Annotated in this window: 10 protein-coding genes; 1 reads left to right on the top strand and 9 read right to left on the bottom strand. The window is 45.6% G+C overall.

From position 1 onward, the window contains the following. The first annotated feature begins 231 nt into the window (after positions 1-231). Positions 232-1926 (top strand): cellulase family glycosylhydrolase, encoded by a 1695-nt coding sequence (locus M2273_RS19860; protein ID WP_429399508.1) that lies wholly within the window; start codon positions 232-234, stop codon positions 1924-1926. A gap of 279 nt (positions 1927-2205) precedes the next feature. Here the strand turns inward: M2273_RS19860 and M2273_RS19855 are convergent, their stop codons facing one another. The 9 genes from M2273_RS19855 to M2273_RS19815 all read right to left on the bottom strand — a co-directional run bounded on the left by M2273_RS19855 (position 2206) and on the right by M2273_RS19815 (position 17354). Then, positions 2206-4566, bottom strand: a complete 2361-nt coding sequence (locus tag M2273_RS19855; RefSeq protein WP_429399507.1) for a beta-L-arabinofuranosidase domain-containing protein — start codon at positions 4564-4566, stop codon at positions 2206-2208. A gap of 364 nt (positions 4567-4930) precedes the next feature. Then, entirely contained in the window at positions 4931-6442 is a 1512-nt protein-coding gene (locus tag M2273_RS19850; RefSeq protein WP_429399506.1) for a SusD/RagB family nutrient-binding outer membrane lipoprotein, read from the bottom strand. Between the two features lie 12 nt (positions 6443-6454). Next, entirely contained in the window at positions 6455-9613 is a 3159-nt protein-coding gene (locus tag M2273_RS19845; RefSeq protein ID WP_429399505.1) for a SusC/RagA family TonB-linked outer membrane protein, read from the bottom strand. Positions 9614-9802: 189 nt separating this feature from the next. Beyond that, entirely contained in the window at positions 9803-11119 is a 1317-nt protein-coding gene (locus tag M2273_RS19840) for a gluconate:H+ symporter (protein WP_429399504.1), read from the bottom strand. Between the two features lie 17 nt (positions 11120-11136). After that, positions 11137-12852, bottom strand: coding sequence for an IlvD/Edd family dehydratase (locus tag M2273_RS19835; protein WP_429399503.1), 1716 nt, complete (start codon positions 12850-12852; stop codon positions 11137-11139). 94 nt (positions 12853-12946) lie between these two features. Beyond that, on the bottom strand, positions 12947-13783 hold the full coding sequence (locus M2273_RS19830; protein WP_429399502.1) for a fumarylacetoacetate hydrolase family protein: 837 nt from the start codon (positions 13781-13783) through the stop codon (positions 12947-12949). Between the two features lie 170 nt (positions 13784-13953). After that, positions 13954-15075 (bottom strand): bile acid:sodium symporter family protein, encoded by a 1122-nt coding sequence (locus M2273_RS19825; RefSeq protein WP_429399501.1) that lies wholly within the window; start codon positions 15073-15075, stop codon positions 13954-13956. Positions 15076-15088: 13 nt separating this feature from the next. After that, positions 15089-16372 carry a mandelate racemase/muconate lactonizing enzyme family protein gene (locus tag M2273_RS19820; protein WP_429399500.1) on the bottom strand — a complete coding sequence of 428 codons (1284 nt, stop codon included), beginning with the start codon at positions 16370-16372 and terminating at the stop codon, positions 15089-15091. Positions 16373-16397: 25 nt separating this feature from the next. Further along, positions 16398-17354 carry an RraA family protein gene (locus M2273_RS19815; RefSeq protein ID WP_429399499.1) on the bottom strand — a complete coding sequence of 319 codons (957 nt, stop codon included), beginning with the start codon at positions 17352-17354 and terminating at the stop codon, positions 16398-16400. Positions 17355-17440 lie beyond the last annotated feature (86 nt).

Genomic DNA, 17440 nt, shown 5'->3' with positions numbered 1-17440 from the left:
TCGAAAAATGAAACTAATGTTAGACTCTGCCTTACCCGGCATGGCAACTGCCTTATTATTAATCTTTTTAATACCCCGTTGGCTGCAGGCAGTTATAAACAAAAATACCCATAACCTTATCTATGTAAACCTTAAAAGTAATGTGACCTTCATCTTACCTGTTTATCTAACACTTCACATGCAATTAACCAATTATTAACGACGACCATATCGTCAATTTAACCAATTCTTATGAAAAGAAACTTAAATCATTTTTTATGCATTTTTACAATCATCGCATTGACAAGCTGCAAAAAGGCAGGGATTGTTGATCAAGGCGTTAAGCCGCTTGCCAAAACAAGTACTAAAACGTTGGCCGCTACCAGTTATCCGAGTTACAACACATCGCCACTTGCACCTGACCAAACGGGAGTAAGCAGTACGGCGACTCAGCTCGCTGCGAAATTCCAGTTAGGATGGAATATCGGTAACACATTGGAGGCAACAGGCGGCGAAACAGCATGGGGTAATCCTACGGTGACCCAGGCACTTATCGATCAGGTTAAAAAAAGCGGTTTCACCGCAGTTCGTATTCCTTGTTCATGGGACCAGTATGCGGACAGCAACACAGCGCAAATTCAGCAGGCATGGCTCGACAGGGTGAAGCAGGTTGTTCAATACTGCGTTAGCGACGGTTTGTATGTGATATTAAATATACACTGGGATGGCGGATGGCTGGAGAACAATTGTACCACCAGCGCACAGGCTGCCGTTAATGCCAAACAAAAGGCCTTTTGGGAGCAAATAGCTACTCAAATGCGTGGTTTTGATGAACATTTGATCTTTGCCAGCGCGAATGAACCTGCTGTATCAGATGCTACAGGGATGGGGGTACTTCTTTCTTATCATCAAACGTTCGTTAACGCGGTAAGATCAACCGGTGGACATAATAGTTACCGGGTGCTGCTTATCCAGGGGCCCTCTACCAGTATAGATTACTCAAACACCTTGATGAACACCCTTCCCACAGATCCGGCATCCAACCGCCTGATGGTTGAAGTACACTATTACACGCCCTTTAATTTTGCCGGTTTGGCAGCGGATGCAAGCTGGGGCAATATGTTTTATTATTGGGGCAGTGGATATCATTCAACCGATGGTTCACGGAATGCCACCTGGGGTGAAGAGTCGGACGCCCCTGCAGAGTTTCCGCTGATGAAGACAAAGTTCATTGATAAGGGTATTCCGGTTATATTGGGAGAATATGGAGCGATCCGTAGGCTACAAACGCTTTCGGGGGATGCATTAACATTGCATGAAGCAAGCAGGGCATACTATATTAATTATATCACACACCAGGCATTGCAATACGGCTTGCGCCCATTTTATTTTGATGATGGCTCACAGGGAAATAATGCATTCAGAATTATTAACAGGCAAACTAACGGAGTTGCCGACCAGCAAGGTTTAGCCGCGGTGGTACAAGGCGCGCAAAACGGTACATCCTCAACCATCCAGATTGGACAAGTTTACCAGATTTATAACAGATACAGCTTTAAAGCTTTGGAGTTCGCTGGCTGGGGTACTGCCAATCAGACATTGGCTGATCAATGGGATTATCTGGCTGGAGCCAATCAACAGTTTAAAGTGGAAGACGCCGGAGGAGGTTATTATAGATTAACTCCTATGCACGCTACCGGGAAGTGTTTGGAAATGTATGGCTGGAACACCGGCAATGGCGGGCAGGTAGATTTATGGGATTACAACGGCGGTACAAATCAAAAATGGTCAATTCAGGTAACCGACAACGGATATTATAAAATTACCAACGCAAATAGCGGAAAGGTATTAGATGTTGCAGCATCTTCGCTCAATAACGGCGGTGCACTTGATCAATGGACTTACTCCGGAAGCCGTAATCAGCAATGGGGATTTGTGAAAATATAAGATAAATACAAAGAAATCAATTAAGTTATTTCACCAATTGCCAAAAATCTCTAATGCCTCTGTTTTAAATGAGGTGTTAGAGATTTTCTTAATGTTAGATGCTGATGGCTGAAGCCAGTTGAACCAAAATAGTCCGAAATAAGGGATTAAACAGGCGGTGCATTTGTATTTGCTGAAGGCCTTTTTCGTTTTCCACTGTATGGCCCGGGAACAAGCTGTCCAGGCTGACCCGCGCGTGTGAACTAACGGACTTAAAGTTGGATGCCTGGTCTCTTCGCTTTAGCGCATCAGGCGTACGTCGTAAATAGCGGCGGTCTTATTACCTGGGGTAGCTACGAACTTCACCACTATGGTACTTGCACCGGTGTTGACACGTTCAGGTATCGTATATTCCTTGGTTATAAAGGCATCCGGCCCTGTGCCATCAAACGAAACCTGTGTAAGCTTAACATCGTTTAGATAGATATCAAACTCCCGGCTGCTTTCCTTGCCATAATAAGTTATACCCAGGCTTTTAACAGCAGGATTTGTACGCAGGCGGTAGCTGAAGAAGCCGGCCGAGCTGCGCCAGTGCATATTTCTGAATATGCCGGTTTCGGATTTTTGGGCAATCATGCCATGGTCGTTCTCTGGCTGCTGCTCACCAGGCGTTACCGCATCGACCGATCGGGCGGCCATTTTTATATAACGCTCGTCAAGCAAGGCCAGTTCCTGCTCTTTTTGTTGTATGCTATCGGGTTTCGCTACCGGCCAATACAACATGTAGCGGCTGTCATGCACTTTATAGAATGGAATCAGTTTAAGGCTTTTAAAATTTGGTTGGACAACCAGATCACTTATCTGATAAGTTAAAGGCGCGTCGCCGGTAACCGCTTTAATTGCCGTACTAAGATCCCTGCTGTTGCTGACCAGCAATGGCGAGGTTGGCAGCGAATAGAGCGGACCTCCTGCAATGTGGCCCCAGCGGCTATCGCCTGCAATTAAGCCGATAAGTTTAGTGGTATCTGTTGGCGCGGCCAGTACGATAGGCCCATGCAGAAATGATACCCAGGCCGAGTTATCCGGAAGGTACTCCACATAATTCTTCATCGGCAATGAGACTCCTATGCGGTCGCCTGTCTTCCAGACACGCACGAGCTTCACATAACCTTCAGCACTCTCGCTGAAGGTAACAGACCGGTTGTTTATAGTAACGCTAAAGCCTCGGGACTTTAGCCATTCGGGCTTGCGGATATAGATGGCAAATTTACCCGGACGGTTTAATTTAAGCAACAGGGCGGTATTCTCGGCTTCCGGGAACCTGGTGTGCTGCGTCACCTCGATACCTTTCTCTTTCCAGTGGAGTACAGACGGAATGAAAAGATTAACATACAGATCGGCGCCTTTATGCGAATAAATCATCTCTCCATACTTTCCATGGTTCTCCATACCCGTACCTACGCAGCACCAGAAGCTTTGGTCCGCTGTTGAATAAACGCGGTAATGCTGCGGGTGTATGGGCGTAAAATAAACAAAGCCGCCGGTTACCGGGTGCTGCGACGACAGGATATGGTTATACAGCAAACGCTCATAAAAATCTATGTAAGTAAGTTGGGTATCATCAACAAACAGCATTTTACTCAGTTTAAGCATATTATTGCTGTTGCAGGTTTCGGGTCCCTGCTCCGACTCTAACATGGTAGCAAAATTATGAACCGGGTTAAAGTGCTCGCGCACGCTGTTGCCACCAATAGATATGGTACGCTTGTTTACCACGGTATTCCAAAAGAATTTGGCCGCGGAGCTGTAGCTGGTATCATTACCCAGTTCGGCTATGCGCTCAAAGCCAATAACCTTGGGTATCTGCGTATTGGCATGCAACCCGCTCAGTTTGTCCTCGTGTTGCTCCAACGGCGTTAGTATAGCTTTGTGAGAAAATTTCTCAGCCAGTATCAGGTATTTTTTATCACCGGTTATGGCATAGGCATCTGCGAAAACTTCATTCATACCGCCATGCTCGGTTTCGAGCATACGCTGCATCTGATCAGTGCTCAGTCCGGCTACTTCGTCATCGGCCCAATCGCATAGTTTAATAAAAACAGCTTTCGCCTTGGCATTGCCTCCCAGCAAATAGGCATCCCGTAAACCGGCGTATAGCTTGTGCAAATTGTACCAGGGCACCCATTTTTTATTAAAGTCGCTGAAGTCGCCGGTTTTTACCTGCGCCCACATTTTGTTACCTCCCGGAACGCCGCCCACATAACCGTCCCTGTCGTTTTCCTGGCAGCGGGCCAGTTCATCTATCATATAATCCAGTCGGCGCTTACATTCCATGTTGCCGGCCGATGCATACATTTGGGCAAGGGCGGTTAAATAGTGCCCGCCGGTATGGCCATCCAGACCTGAATTTTCCCAATTGGGATAGCTTGTGGCTTTAGGGTCAAGCCCGGCTTCGCGCAGATATGGAGCCAGCAGCCTGTCGGGCGCCATTTTCAAAATATAATTTAAGTCCACCTGTTCCGCCTGCTTAAACGGGCTTTCCAGTAAGCGCACATCGCTTAACTTAAATAACTGCATTTTGCTTTGTTGGGCATACAGTGCTGACCCCGATAACATTAAAACGGCAAGTATTTTAATGGTTCCTATAGTATTACTTTTCATGTATAGTTTTATATTTCAAACCTCCAAAACTTTCAGGGCTATAAAACTGCAGCTCAATGGCAATTTTATTAACGTGGCCTTGTTCCCCAATTAGTACTCCACCCAACAAAGCAGCAGTACATAACATCTATATATATATACGATTAATTACAAAACATACGCTTATGGTTTATAAAAGGCAAATATAAAATAATAGGATAGGCCTATAAACCACCAATGTTGATACTTCTATAACAAATGTTCACTCAAGCTTAAATCGGAACACGGGTTGTTACAATCATCAGAATCGCCTTTATAGAGATTAACGTATAATACCCCGGCATTAATCAGTACCGGGGTATTAAGGCATATTAACAGGGAGTATTTATTTATCCCAAAAAACAGGAGTATCTAAGTCGTCTGCGCCTATACTGGCTACGGCCGCCCTATAGTTATCGGCATTAATAGCCGACTCTGTTTGCGGGTAAGTATACCTGCGTACAAAGTTCCCTTTTATTTGCTTGCCGGGATATGTATTGGGCGATAATGCCGGAAAGCCGCTTCTTCTGAAATTGGCCCATGCTTCTGCACCGTTTCCAAACGAGGTAATCCAATACTGAGTATTAATTAGTTTCAAAGCGTTGGCATCAGCATATGCATTTACCGGGTTATTCAAATAGGCATTTTGTGCATCACTGCTGATGACAGCAGCAGCATCATAACTGGCAAATTGATCCATAGCCGCTTTTACACCATTATTATAATAAGTACTTGCTGTACCGCTGATATATCCCCTGAAAACAGCCTCGGCCAGTAACAGTTGCGTTTGGGCATATGTTACAAAATATTGTGGCGCGGTTACTTTACCAAATACGCTGTAATTGACCTGCGAATATTTGAACCCTGAACCACTCACGCCGCGAAATCCCGGCGCCGTTGGCAGCGTACCGCTATCATAACCTATAGGCAAACCAAACTGGTTGGCAGATGCTGTATCCGGAGGAAGGGATAATGCTTTTCCAGGGTCGGCATACATTGCTGAGATATACTTCAGCCTCGGATCGCCGGTAGATTTTAATTGTGTTATAAATGGCTCGGCGAGATAATAAGTGTTGGTTAACTGTTGAATTTGCTGTGTAACAGGGTTAGGGTACGTATTGTTATATTTAAGGTAACAATTATCGGCGTTAGATTGCATTACGCCTCCGGCAACGGCTGCCTGCACAATTGTTTTTGCCTTGCCTGCATCTAATTTAGAATAGCGCATCCCGATACGCAACAACAGCGAATAACCCAGCCGTTTCCATTGCGAAATATCTCCTGCAAAAAAAACATCTCCCTTTACAACATCCCTGGCGGCGTCTAAAGCCGCCGTTGCTGCAGTAAGTTCCTTCACCAAATCATTATAAATTTCCTGTTGCTTATCATATTTGGGCAAAAAAACCGAGTTCAGATAAGCTTGTCCGGCCTGGGTATAAGGTACATCTCCATAAGTATCTACCAACATCATATAATTGTACGCCCTCCATATTCTGGCTTCATTGTACAGGTTGGCGCGGGCCGCATCACTCCTGGTTTCCGATAAGATATGCTCCAGGAATTTTATGCTGTTTGGATATGCATTATTCCACCGCATTACGGTATATGTTTGATTTAACACGTTGAAGTTAAACGCAGAGGTAACACCACCGAAAGGGTCGATAAACTGCTGAACAACGGTTGCTTCGGTTTCCATTAACGATGAATATGTTAAAAGCTCCGCGTTAGAAAACAAGAACATTGGGTCAAGACTGGTCGTGTTGTTTGGGTTAACATTTAACTCTTTGAACCCTTTATCACAACCTGCGGCAGAACACAGGCAGGCAGCACATAATATGATCTTTATATAATTTTTCATGATCGTACTCTTTTAAAATTTGACATTAAGGTTAAATCCATAAGTGCGCGTTGTGGGCAGTGAACTTTGCTCGTACCCGGTTAAAATATCACCACTTGAAGAGATTGCTTCCGGATCGATATTAGGTGTATACTTTTTGATGATCAGCACGTTGTGGCATACGGCAGAAAGCACAAGCCCTTTGATAAACTTAGCTTTCACCATCTTTGAAAAATCGTAGCTAACAGAAACGTTTCTTAACTTGATGAAGTCCGATTTATAAATAAAGGGGTCCAGGATACCCTGTGAACGATAATTGGCATAAAAATCCTCAGCGTTCACGGCCGTGGTGTTAGGTGTGCCATCGGCATTTACCCCATCAAACTTAACACCGCCTTCCCTGCCAACCAGCGATTCTTTAGATAAACCCTCTCTCAGAAAGTTAAGGTTTGAGCTTGATAATATCTTACCGCCAACCTTGTAATCGATGTGTGTCATCAGGGTAAACCTTTTATAAGTAAATGTATTTACCCAACCACCTGTAGCTTTAGGCAATGCGCTTCCAAAAAGCGCGGGCGATGTACTTGCCACCGGCTTACCGCCTGATACAATGATCTTCCCGTTGGCGTCTCTGCGGTAAGTCGAACCCTGTATCTGGTTTAACGGAAGGCCTACCTGGTCAACAATGGAACCAAAGAACTCTCCTGCACCCAGGGTTAGTTGATTTTGACCATTAGCCAGGGCTAATACTTTAGAAGAATTTATGGCAGTATTAAACGCTGAACGCCAGGTAAAATTCGCTTTTCTGACGGGTATTAACTCCAGCAAGAATTCCATACCGCGGTTTTGCAACTCGCCGAGGTTTACAATTGTACCGGTATAGCCTGATGCATTGGAAATAGCCACACTTAGGATCTGGTTTGTGGTGTGCTTATCATATGCGGCTACATCCAGATTCACCCGGCTGTTGAACATTCGCAATTCCAGGCCAATCTCTTTCTCTTTTACGCTGTAAGGTTTGATTGCCTGATTTGGCGTAGTGACATTGCTGATACTCCCAAGCGGAACGCCGTTGAACGCGTTTTGTGAAATCGTGAAAGTAAGCGAATTGCTATAAGGGTTAATACCGTTTGCACTACCCACATTAGCATAAGTCGCCCTGATTTTTCCAAAAGAGAGCCATGAAGGCGGATTCTTTAAAAATTCCGAAAAAACAAAACTGCCGCTTACAGAGGGATAAAAATAATGATTATGTTCGGGGCTTAACACAGAGAACCAGTCGTTACGGCCGGTTACATTTAAAAACAAATAGGATTTATATCCAAACTCGGCAGTTCCATAAAGCGAGTTGACCGTTGATTTGGACAATGCATAGGCCGAGGTGTTGGTTACCCCATTTCCAAGGGTATAAAAATCTCTGACATAAAAGTTGGTTGCGGTAACGGTATATCCCTGCGATGACGAAGGGAAAGTATTTCCTCCCACAGTAGCATCAAAAGAAAATGCTCCCCATTTATGGCCACCTCCTAATAAAAAGTCAGCATTTAGAGCGCGGTAAGTATTGTCATTTGAGTTATAACTACCGTTATAAAGGCCAACGGGCGCAGCAGCATTTGTCAGGGTGCCTGTTGGCGCGTTTTGTTCGTAAAACGAAGTGCTATATTCCATATTCACACGGCCCTGCAGGTAAAGCCAATCAAAAAACTGGTAACGCAGGGTTGCAGTACCTAAAAGGTGGTCTCTGGTTTGCCTTGTGAATTGCTTGTTCATGATCCAATAGGGGTTGGTAAGGGTAGTGAAACGAGATGTAGGGGTTTCGTTGCCGTTAGCATCAACCGCAGCTGCTTTTAATACATCCAAACTAACCGAGTTAGAATAACGGTAGATATAATTGGTAACCGATGATCCCTGAATACCAATTACCGGCGGATTGTTGTTATTCTCGTGGTCATAATTTACATAGATCTGTGCGGACAACTTAGGGGTAAAGTTATAATTCAAGCCCAGGTTGAATATTTTTTTATGATAATCGTTGTTAGGTATTATACCCTGTGCATCCTGGTTCGAATAAGAGAATCTGAAGCTACCTTTTTCATTACCTCCGGAGAACGCGATGGTATTCGTCCACGCATTGGCAAGTCTGAAGAATTTGCTGATCCGGTTTCTTTCCGGCGCATACGGACGTTGTACGCCATCAAACTGATAGGTAGGTGCATTATCAAATTTTTCCCCAAAACTCCAGGCACCTGAACTTTGTGCCTCGCCCTGCGTTTTGGGGCGTACGTTATTTTCGCCCTGTCCATATTCATATTGAAAGTCGGTAAAGTCAAGTGCCTGGTTTTGGGTAAAGTTGGAGGTAAACTCAATACCTTTACCAGTATTTTTATTGCCGCTTTTAGTAGTGATAATTAACGCACCGTTGCTTGCCCTTGAACCGTAAAGTGCCGCAGCCGTGGCTCCTTTTAATACGGTCATCGACTCAATGTCGTCGGGATTTATCTGCTGCATATTATCGCCCAGATCCACTGACTGGGTGTAACCGTTGGTGCTCGACGGGCTTTGCGATAAAGGAAGGCCGTTTAATACAATCAACGGCGCATTATCGCCCTGGAACGCAGACTGCCCGCGCAACCTGATCTTGGTGCTACCGCCGGGGCCGCTTGCAGGCGGGGAAATATCCAAACCTGCAACCTTTCCCTCAAGTGAGTTAACAAAGTTTGTAGAACGGTTGGTGGTTATCTCGCCCACGCGTACATTTTCTGCCGCGTAACCTAATTTTTTTGATTCGCGCTTTATACCTAAGGCCGTTACGATTATCTCACTTAGGGCGTTTGATTTTGGCTCCAGCACAACATTCAGGGTAACGCGACCGTTGAGGGCCTCGGTTTTGGATTGGTATCCCACGTAGCTGAATAATAACACCGCGTTATCCGAGGATACCTGTATCCTGTAATTACCGCTTGCGTCAGTCATAACACCGTTTTTAGTCCCTTTTTCGCTTACGCTAACGCCAGTAAGCGGGCTGCCTTTTTCGTCGAGCACTTTACCGGTAACTGTTTGTACGCTCACGTCGATGCGGGTTCTGGCGCTGACGGCTTTTCCCGCCCGTACATCCGCCACAAATATAAGTGTAAAAAGAACACTTATTGTAATGGACAACATCATCCCAGATGCTTTGATTTCTTTTTCCATGATTTTAGGTTTAATTCAATTGATAAATCTTCATTTAACCTCTTTCTCAAAATTGGTAATTGCGAAAGAGTTTTTCGAGGCGGCACTTTGTGTGCCGTTTTCCAGTTTTAGTGTAGCTTTTTTTTCATTTACGCAGGGGTTTTGGTTTAAAATTGATTATATACATTGATGGGTATAGGTCTATTTTATTTATAGTAAACAATCTAACAATAAGACGCCTGCAAGCCCTATTACAGATACCAGGCTTTCCATTACCGTCCATGAGCGGAGTGTTTCCTTAACCGATAACCTGAAATATTCTTTGCATAACCAAAAAGCCGTATCGTTTACATGCGAGCCAAACAGGCTACCCGCCCCGATAGCCAACACCAGCAAATTGGTGTTAACGCCTGCATGATGCGCGATTGGAAACAACACTCCTGCGGCAGTTACGCCAGCCACGGTGGCTGAGCCGAGGCAAAGCCGCAAACAAGCTGTCGCCAGCCATGCAAACAACAGGGGATGCATGGTGCTACTAATCAGCATACCGGCCAGCACATCGCTTAGGCGGCTATCTACAAATATTTGCTTCAGTGCGCCCGCGCTGCCAATAATGATCAACACCATTGCTATATCTTTTACTGCACACACATAACCATCCATTATTTTTGCTAATGGCCTGCTTTTTTGCAGGCCAAGCGTATAGGTGCTTATAATTAAGGTGAGCAGCATGGCAATAATAGGTTCGGCGAGCCATGATGCTAAGGTTTTTATAAAGGGAGTCTGCCCAAAAAACGCAGACAGCAAATGGGCAAGGCAAATCAGTACAACCGGTAAAAGAGATGACAGTATGCTGTTAACAATACCCGGTAACTCATGAGCCGGCAAGGCGGCAGAACTCTTGGCAAATTGCAAACCGTTCGGTCCTGTTTTTTTGAGGGTAGTCGAAAACACTGGTCCTGCTATAATTATAGCAGGAATAGCGATTATCAGCCCATAGCTAAATGTTTTAACAATATCTGCATGAAAGACGCTGATGAGCGTCATTGGCGAAGGATGGGGAGGTAAAAAGCCGTGCATCACCGATAAGGCGGTAAGCATGGGCATACCCACATACAACAGCGGTAAACGGTAGCTGGAGGCAACCGAAAAAATGATGGGCACCAACAGTATGAATCCTACATTATAATACAATGGGATACCCACAATAAAGCCGGTTATAGCCATGGCATAGGTTACATATTTAGCACCAAACAAATCGTGCATGAAATGAGCTATGCGCTGAGCGGCACCGCTTTCTGCAACAAGTTTGCCCAGCATAGCCCCCAATACAATAATGATGGCTACTGATCCTAATGTATCGCCTAACCCTTTATTTATCGATGTAATAACTGTGGCAAATGGCATACCTAGGAAGAGGCCTGCCAGCAATGATACGATAAGAAAGGCAAGAAAGGCATTCACCTTTGCCCATGTGATCAGCGCCACAAGCAGTAAAATACAAAAGATCAGTACAAGTATTGTCATGCTATCCCCAGTTTAAATTAATGCGAATCGCGAGTTACAACAGATCCGGAATTCCCCACAAGAAAATCGAGGTCTGCCCCTTTATCGGCCTGCTGCACATGGCGCTGGTACATAGATACGTAGCCCCTGTCTGTATGATAAGCTGGCTTTTCCCATAACAGCCGTCGTCTTTCCAGTTCCACCTCATCTACAAGCAGGTCTATTCTTCTCGCCGGTACATCGAGGCATATCAGGTCTCCGTTTTCCACAAGTGCCAAGTTACCGCCGATGGCAGATTCCGGTGATACATGGAGCACAACGGTACCGTACGCGGTGCCGCTCATCCGTCCGTCTGATATCCTTACCATATCCGTAATACCTTTATCCAGCAATTTTTTCGGCAGCACCATGTTGCCAACTTCGGGCATGCCGGGATACCCTACCGGGCCAACATTTTTCAGCACCATCACACAGGTCTCATCAATATCAAGCTGAGGCTCATCAACCCTGGCGTGATAATCTTCAATGGTTTCAAAAACCACCGCACGGCCCGTATGCTGCATCAGTGATGGCGTTGCTGCCGAAGGCTTGATAACCGCGCCATTAACAGCCAGGTTACCTTTCAAAACGGCTATGCCCCCCTCTCGGATGATGGGGTTACCATAGTCTGCAATAACCTCATTATTGTAGCATATACCATCATCTTTTATGTTTTCTGCGTGCGATTTACCGGTTACGGTTATCGCGTCCATAGCCAGTTCATTACTCAGTTCTTTCAATATAACAGGCAACCCGCCCGCATAGTAAAAGTCTTCCATCAGGTATTTCCCGGAAGGCATCAGATTGAGTAACAAGGGTATTTTACTGCCCAGCCTGTCGAAATCGTCCAGGCACAGGTCTACGCCAACACGCCCGGCAATTGCCGTTAGATGTATAATGAAATTGGTAGAACCGCCAATTGCCGCATTTACTTTAATAGCGTTTTCGAATGCGGCACGGGTGAGTATGGTGGATATCGTTAATCCTTCTTTCACCATTTCTACAATACGCCTGCCCGATAGCTGCGCCAGCACTTTTTTCCTTGAATCAACCGCCGGGGTGGCCGCGGCCTGTGAAAGGCACATACCAAGCGACTCGACCATACAAGCCATAGTAGAGGCGGTACCCATCGTCATACAATGGCCTGCGCTTCTCGACATACAGCTTTCGGCCGCAAGGTATTCGTCATTGGTTATTTTACCGGTTTTGAGGTCATCAGTCAACTTCCATACTGCCGTGCCCGATCCGATATCAACGCCCCGGTATTTACCGTTCAACATCGGCCCACCAGGAACTACAATAGTCGGCAGCCCTACGCTGGCAGCTCCCATCATGGTAGAGGGCGTAGTTTTGTCGCAGCCGGTCAGCAATACAACCCCGTCTATCGGATTGCCACGCATCGATTCCTCAGCATCCATACTGGCCAGGTTCCTGAAAAGCATAGCGGTAGGTTTAAGCAAAGTTTCGCCCAACGACATGATAGGGAACTCCACCGGGAAACCGCCAGCTTCATAAACCCCGCGTTTAACGGATTCGGCCAGGTCGCGCAAATGGGCATTACAAGGCGTTAGTTCCGACCATGTGTTACAAATACCGATAACCGGTCTTCCGTCAAAAAGATCGGCAGGCATACCCTGGTTTTTCATCCAGCTCCTGTATAAAAACCCCATTTTACCTGTTTTCCCAAACCAATCAGAACTTCTGAACTTTGACATTTTATTTTCTTTTATTATTTAATTTAGATTGATGCTATCGGAAATTCCCCATTCGTTAACACCAGAAGCGGTTCACATCCGAAATCCATACTCATTATTTCCCTACCTGATTTGTAAGTGTGCCTATGTTACTTATAGTAATATGTATCACGTCGCCATAGTTAAGTGTAAACGAATCAGGCGGTACGATACCGGTGCCGGTCATGAGGTATACACCTGCAGGGAATGACATCTCCATAAAAAGATAATGGGCAAGTTCCTTGTGGGTGCGCTTCATCCTGCTGATCAATATGGCATCAACAAACACTTTAACATCACCTCTCCATATTTCAATTTGAATTTCGGTATCCGGAGAAATGGGTGTGGCCGGCACGTAAAGACATGGACCAACCGCTGCTGCACCGTCGTATGATTTCGCCTGGGGAAGATATAAAGGGTTTTCTCCTTCGATATCTCTTGATGACATATCATTGCCTATCATATACCCCTCAATGGTACCTGCGCTGCAAATGAATAATACCAATTCCGGTTCCGGAACGTTCCATTCCGAATCTTTCCGGATACGAACAGTACCGCCAGACCCAACTGCACGATATGCTGAAGATTTAAAAAAAAGCTCAGGGCGTTTTGCGCTGTAAACCCTCGCATAGAAATCGCCTCCACCGGCATCTTTAGACTCTTCCATGCGGGCATCTTTGCTGCGCATATAGGTGACACCTGATGCCCATATTTCCTGATTGGCAATAGGGGTGCATAACTGTTCCAAATCATGAGCCAGCAAAGAGTCGGCTGTGATACTTTGGATGTCATTTAAAACCTCTCGGTGCAATACTTCGCGGTTTATAAAACTGTCCCAGCTCCAATCCGGTGAACTGTAAAGCAAGCCGGCGTATTTCACAATAACTTTATGGTTGGTCTTAAATATATGCATAGCTATTTATTACTATTCCGCGTTTGTGCGGTAGTTATTCATTATCAAAAAATGTGTTAGATCGGTTAGTTGGTTATGTACAAAGAATGCTAAATCAAATTGCTTTATCTTCTAAAAAAACGCAGCGTTGATTTTTGCACAAAAAACTTTGGGCAAAACCCCGCGCCGCTTCACTGCCCGGCTGAACCTTGCAAAGTAGCCTCAGGGGCAACGGCAGGTGTTTTTTTATGCCAGTAAGAGGCCAATAATGAGCCAGTAATATTCATAAAAGTTGAAAAGATGACCGGCGCCAGGCCAAGCGTTGCTATTTTGCCCATCCCTTTGGCAAGCCCCGCGGCCATACCGCCGTTTTGCATCCCCACTTCTATAGCAATAGTGCGGCAGTCCCGTTCTTCCATCCCAAACGCTTTTGCTGACCAAAAACCAAGTAAATAGCCGCCAATATTATGCAACAGTACCAATACGGCCAACAGCAGACCAACTTTAAGTAAGCTTTCCCTGCCGGCGGCTGTAATAATAATGATGATACAGATAATGCCGGCCATTGATAGTAAGGGCATTATTCTTTTTAGCCCGCTGGCACGCCCCTTAGCCACCGAGGATAATAGCAGACCCAAAGCAATGGGTATCATGACCATTTTAAAAATATCTGCCACCATCAGCCAGGGGTCTATCTTAATGAGCGGCCCGGCAAGTAAATTCATTAAAAAGGGTGTTAATACCGGTGAAAGCATAGTGGAAATACTGGTGATGGTAACAGATAATGCGAGGTTTGCCTTCGCCAGATAGGATACTACGTTAGATGCCATACCATTTGGGCAACAGCCTATCAGTACAATGCCGGCTGCTATTTCGGCAGGCATTCCGGTTAACTTCACGCTAAGCGTCGCTATACTATAACCAAGTAAGGGCATAATCATAAAATGACTCACCACCCCTATGATTATTCCCCTGGGCGATTTTAACACGCCGAGGAAATCGTGATAATGCATGGAAGTACCCATACCAAACATAATAAGCTGTATAAGCGGGATAATAAGCGTGGCGTATTTGAAATTACCATAACTGATAAAAAACGCCGGATAATAGAGCGCCATGGCGGCCGCTCCGAAAATTAGTGCCGTATAGGCAAAACTTTTGGTTTTCGAGGAAGCACACAGGCTTATAGCAAACAGTACAAAAAATGCAAGCACATAAGGCCCTGTATGCGACAAACCTTTAGAAAACATGATGAGTACAGCGGCAAATGCAGCGATAGTTAGTGTGGTTGTGGCTTTGAAAAAAATGTTCATACCTGGCAGTTGATCAAGCAAAAAAAGGCACTCCTGGCATTGCGTACTTCTTCAGTCCTTCCTCGTTGATCTCAACACCCACTCCGGGTTTATCAGACAATACCAGAAAGCCTTTCTCGATAAATGGCTTATCGTATTCCACTATTTCCTTCCACTTGGGTTCGGTGTCGCTCAGTGTTTGCCACTCCATGATATGGAAATTGGGTACTGAGGCACAAACATGCGCAGTTGCCATAGCGCCCAGGAAAGATCCTACCATATGCGGCGAAAACGGCACGTAATATAAGTTGGCAAGGTTAGCTATCCGTTGCCCTTCGCCCAACCCTCCACATTTTTGAAGATCGGGCATCACAATATCGATCCCGGCTTCTGAAAGCAGCCTGGTATAACCATAGGCCAGGTAAAAATTCTCCCCGGCGCAAATTGGTGTACTTGTTTCCTGTGTTATTGTTTTATATACATCAATATTATCTGCAGGTATAGGTTCTTCCAGCCACATTAAATTCAGAGGCTCCATCATTTTTGCAACCCGGCGGCCGGTTGTGGCATCGTACCTGCCGTGCATATCCACGCATACATCAATGTTTGGCCCTGCTTCTTTTCTGACGGCGGCAATAGCATTATACATCCTGTCCAGTTCGGCGTTACTGGCGGTCCAGTTATAACGGTCAAACTTATTCGGGTCGCGGGCATCGTCTATATCAAATTTCACAGCCGTGTATCCGCGGTCAATCGCGCCTCTGGCAGCCTTTGCATAATCTTCGGGTTTAGGGTTTGTGACTGTGTATAATTCTGTATCGCAGTAAACACGGCATTTATCGCGGTATTTACCACCTAATAACTGGTATACAGGCACACCCAATGCCTTGCCTGTAAGGTCCCAAAGGGCAGCCTCCACCGCGGTAAGCACCGCAACAAACATACCGGATTGCGCGCCGGCAAAAAAATTCGCTTTTCTGATCTCCTCGGCTATTCTGTTTGGATTTAACGGGCTTCGGCCTTTCAGCATCCTCTCCAGCCGTTTCACCAGGTAATAAGTGCCAGCTATGGCGTCAACACCTTCGCCTGAACCCCAGATACCCTGATTGGTGTATATTTTCACAAAAAGCCCGCCGCCGGCATAAGCGCACTTGACTTCCGTAATTTTAAGGTCAGATGGAGATGATGCCCGCGATGTACGGTCTTTCGCATCGATCAACCCCTGCCCAAATGTTTTATTTAATGGTGCTGCCAGCATAGCTGCACCAGCTACCGCAGCTTTCGAAAGAAAACTGCGCCTGTTTTGATGGTTTGACATATTTTATATTTAGTGATAGATTAATTTACCAGGTCCGGTTTTTAAGGATGTTCTGTATTTGCGCTTTGGGTACCGGCAATTCATTGATGTGCTCATTCAGCCACGCTGAAAAATCTTTTTCGATATCGGCGCTCCAGCGGGCGTCTATTTGCCCGGCAGTGTATTTGCCTTCTTTTAAACGCAGGTGACCAAACATATCCCTTAACCTCACCACTTCAGAGGTAATTACCACTTTCTCGGCCAGGTGCGGCGGAATGAACATAACTACTCCATTCTCTCCCAGTACCACATCCCCCGGCATAACAGTGACCTGCTTTATCCTTGTAGGCTGATTAATGCCGACAATCATGGTATTCAGATCGCCCGGGGGATTATGGTACGATGGGTCGTAGCTTTCTACAAAGGATGTAAAGCCGCCAATCTCTTTTAATCCGCGCAGATCCCTTACTGCACCATTATAAACTATACCGTTACCGGTTTTTGCGTAGATAGCATTACCCACGTTATCACCAATGGTAGGTCCGTTTTTGTGGGCGCCAAACTGATCTGCCACGTACACATCGCCTTTTACCAGCAGGTCTACGGGCCAGGTATTTTGTCCTTTTCTGCCCTCTTTTTTTCCTCTGTCGTCGATCGCTTTCCATACATCGGGGCGTGCAGGCATAAAAATTGCGGTTACAGCGCGGCCTACCAAAACGCTATCCGGGTTTATTACCAACCAGTTCTCGGTTAGCTGATAGCCATAACCGACATTTTTCAAAACCGCCCAGGCTTCTTCAATACTTACCTGCTTCATCCGGGCCAAAATTGCATCCGATACCCTGGGACGGCCATCGGCAAAGCGTTCGCCTTTCCACTCCGGAGTCAGGAATATCAACTCATCCCTGGAAATTTGCTGGGCAAAAGCATTACAAAAAAATAAGCAGCATTGCAGCAATGCAATACCTGCAGTACGGGAAAGAAGACACCATTTTATCATCATACATTTTACTACACACACTGCTACAGGGTGGGGGCCCGACTAATTAGTGGCTTTGGTTTTTATTGGAACTGTTTATAATATATACA

This window comes from Mucilaginibacter lappiensis, from assembly GCF_050433765.1.
Taxonomy (GTDB): domain Bacteria; phylum Bacteroidota; class Bacteroidia; order Sphingobacteriales; family Sphingobacteriaceae; genus Mucilaginibacter; species Mucilaginibacter lappiensis_A.
This window is presented reverse-complemented; position numbering and strand designations above follow the sequence as displayed.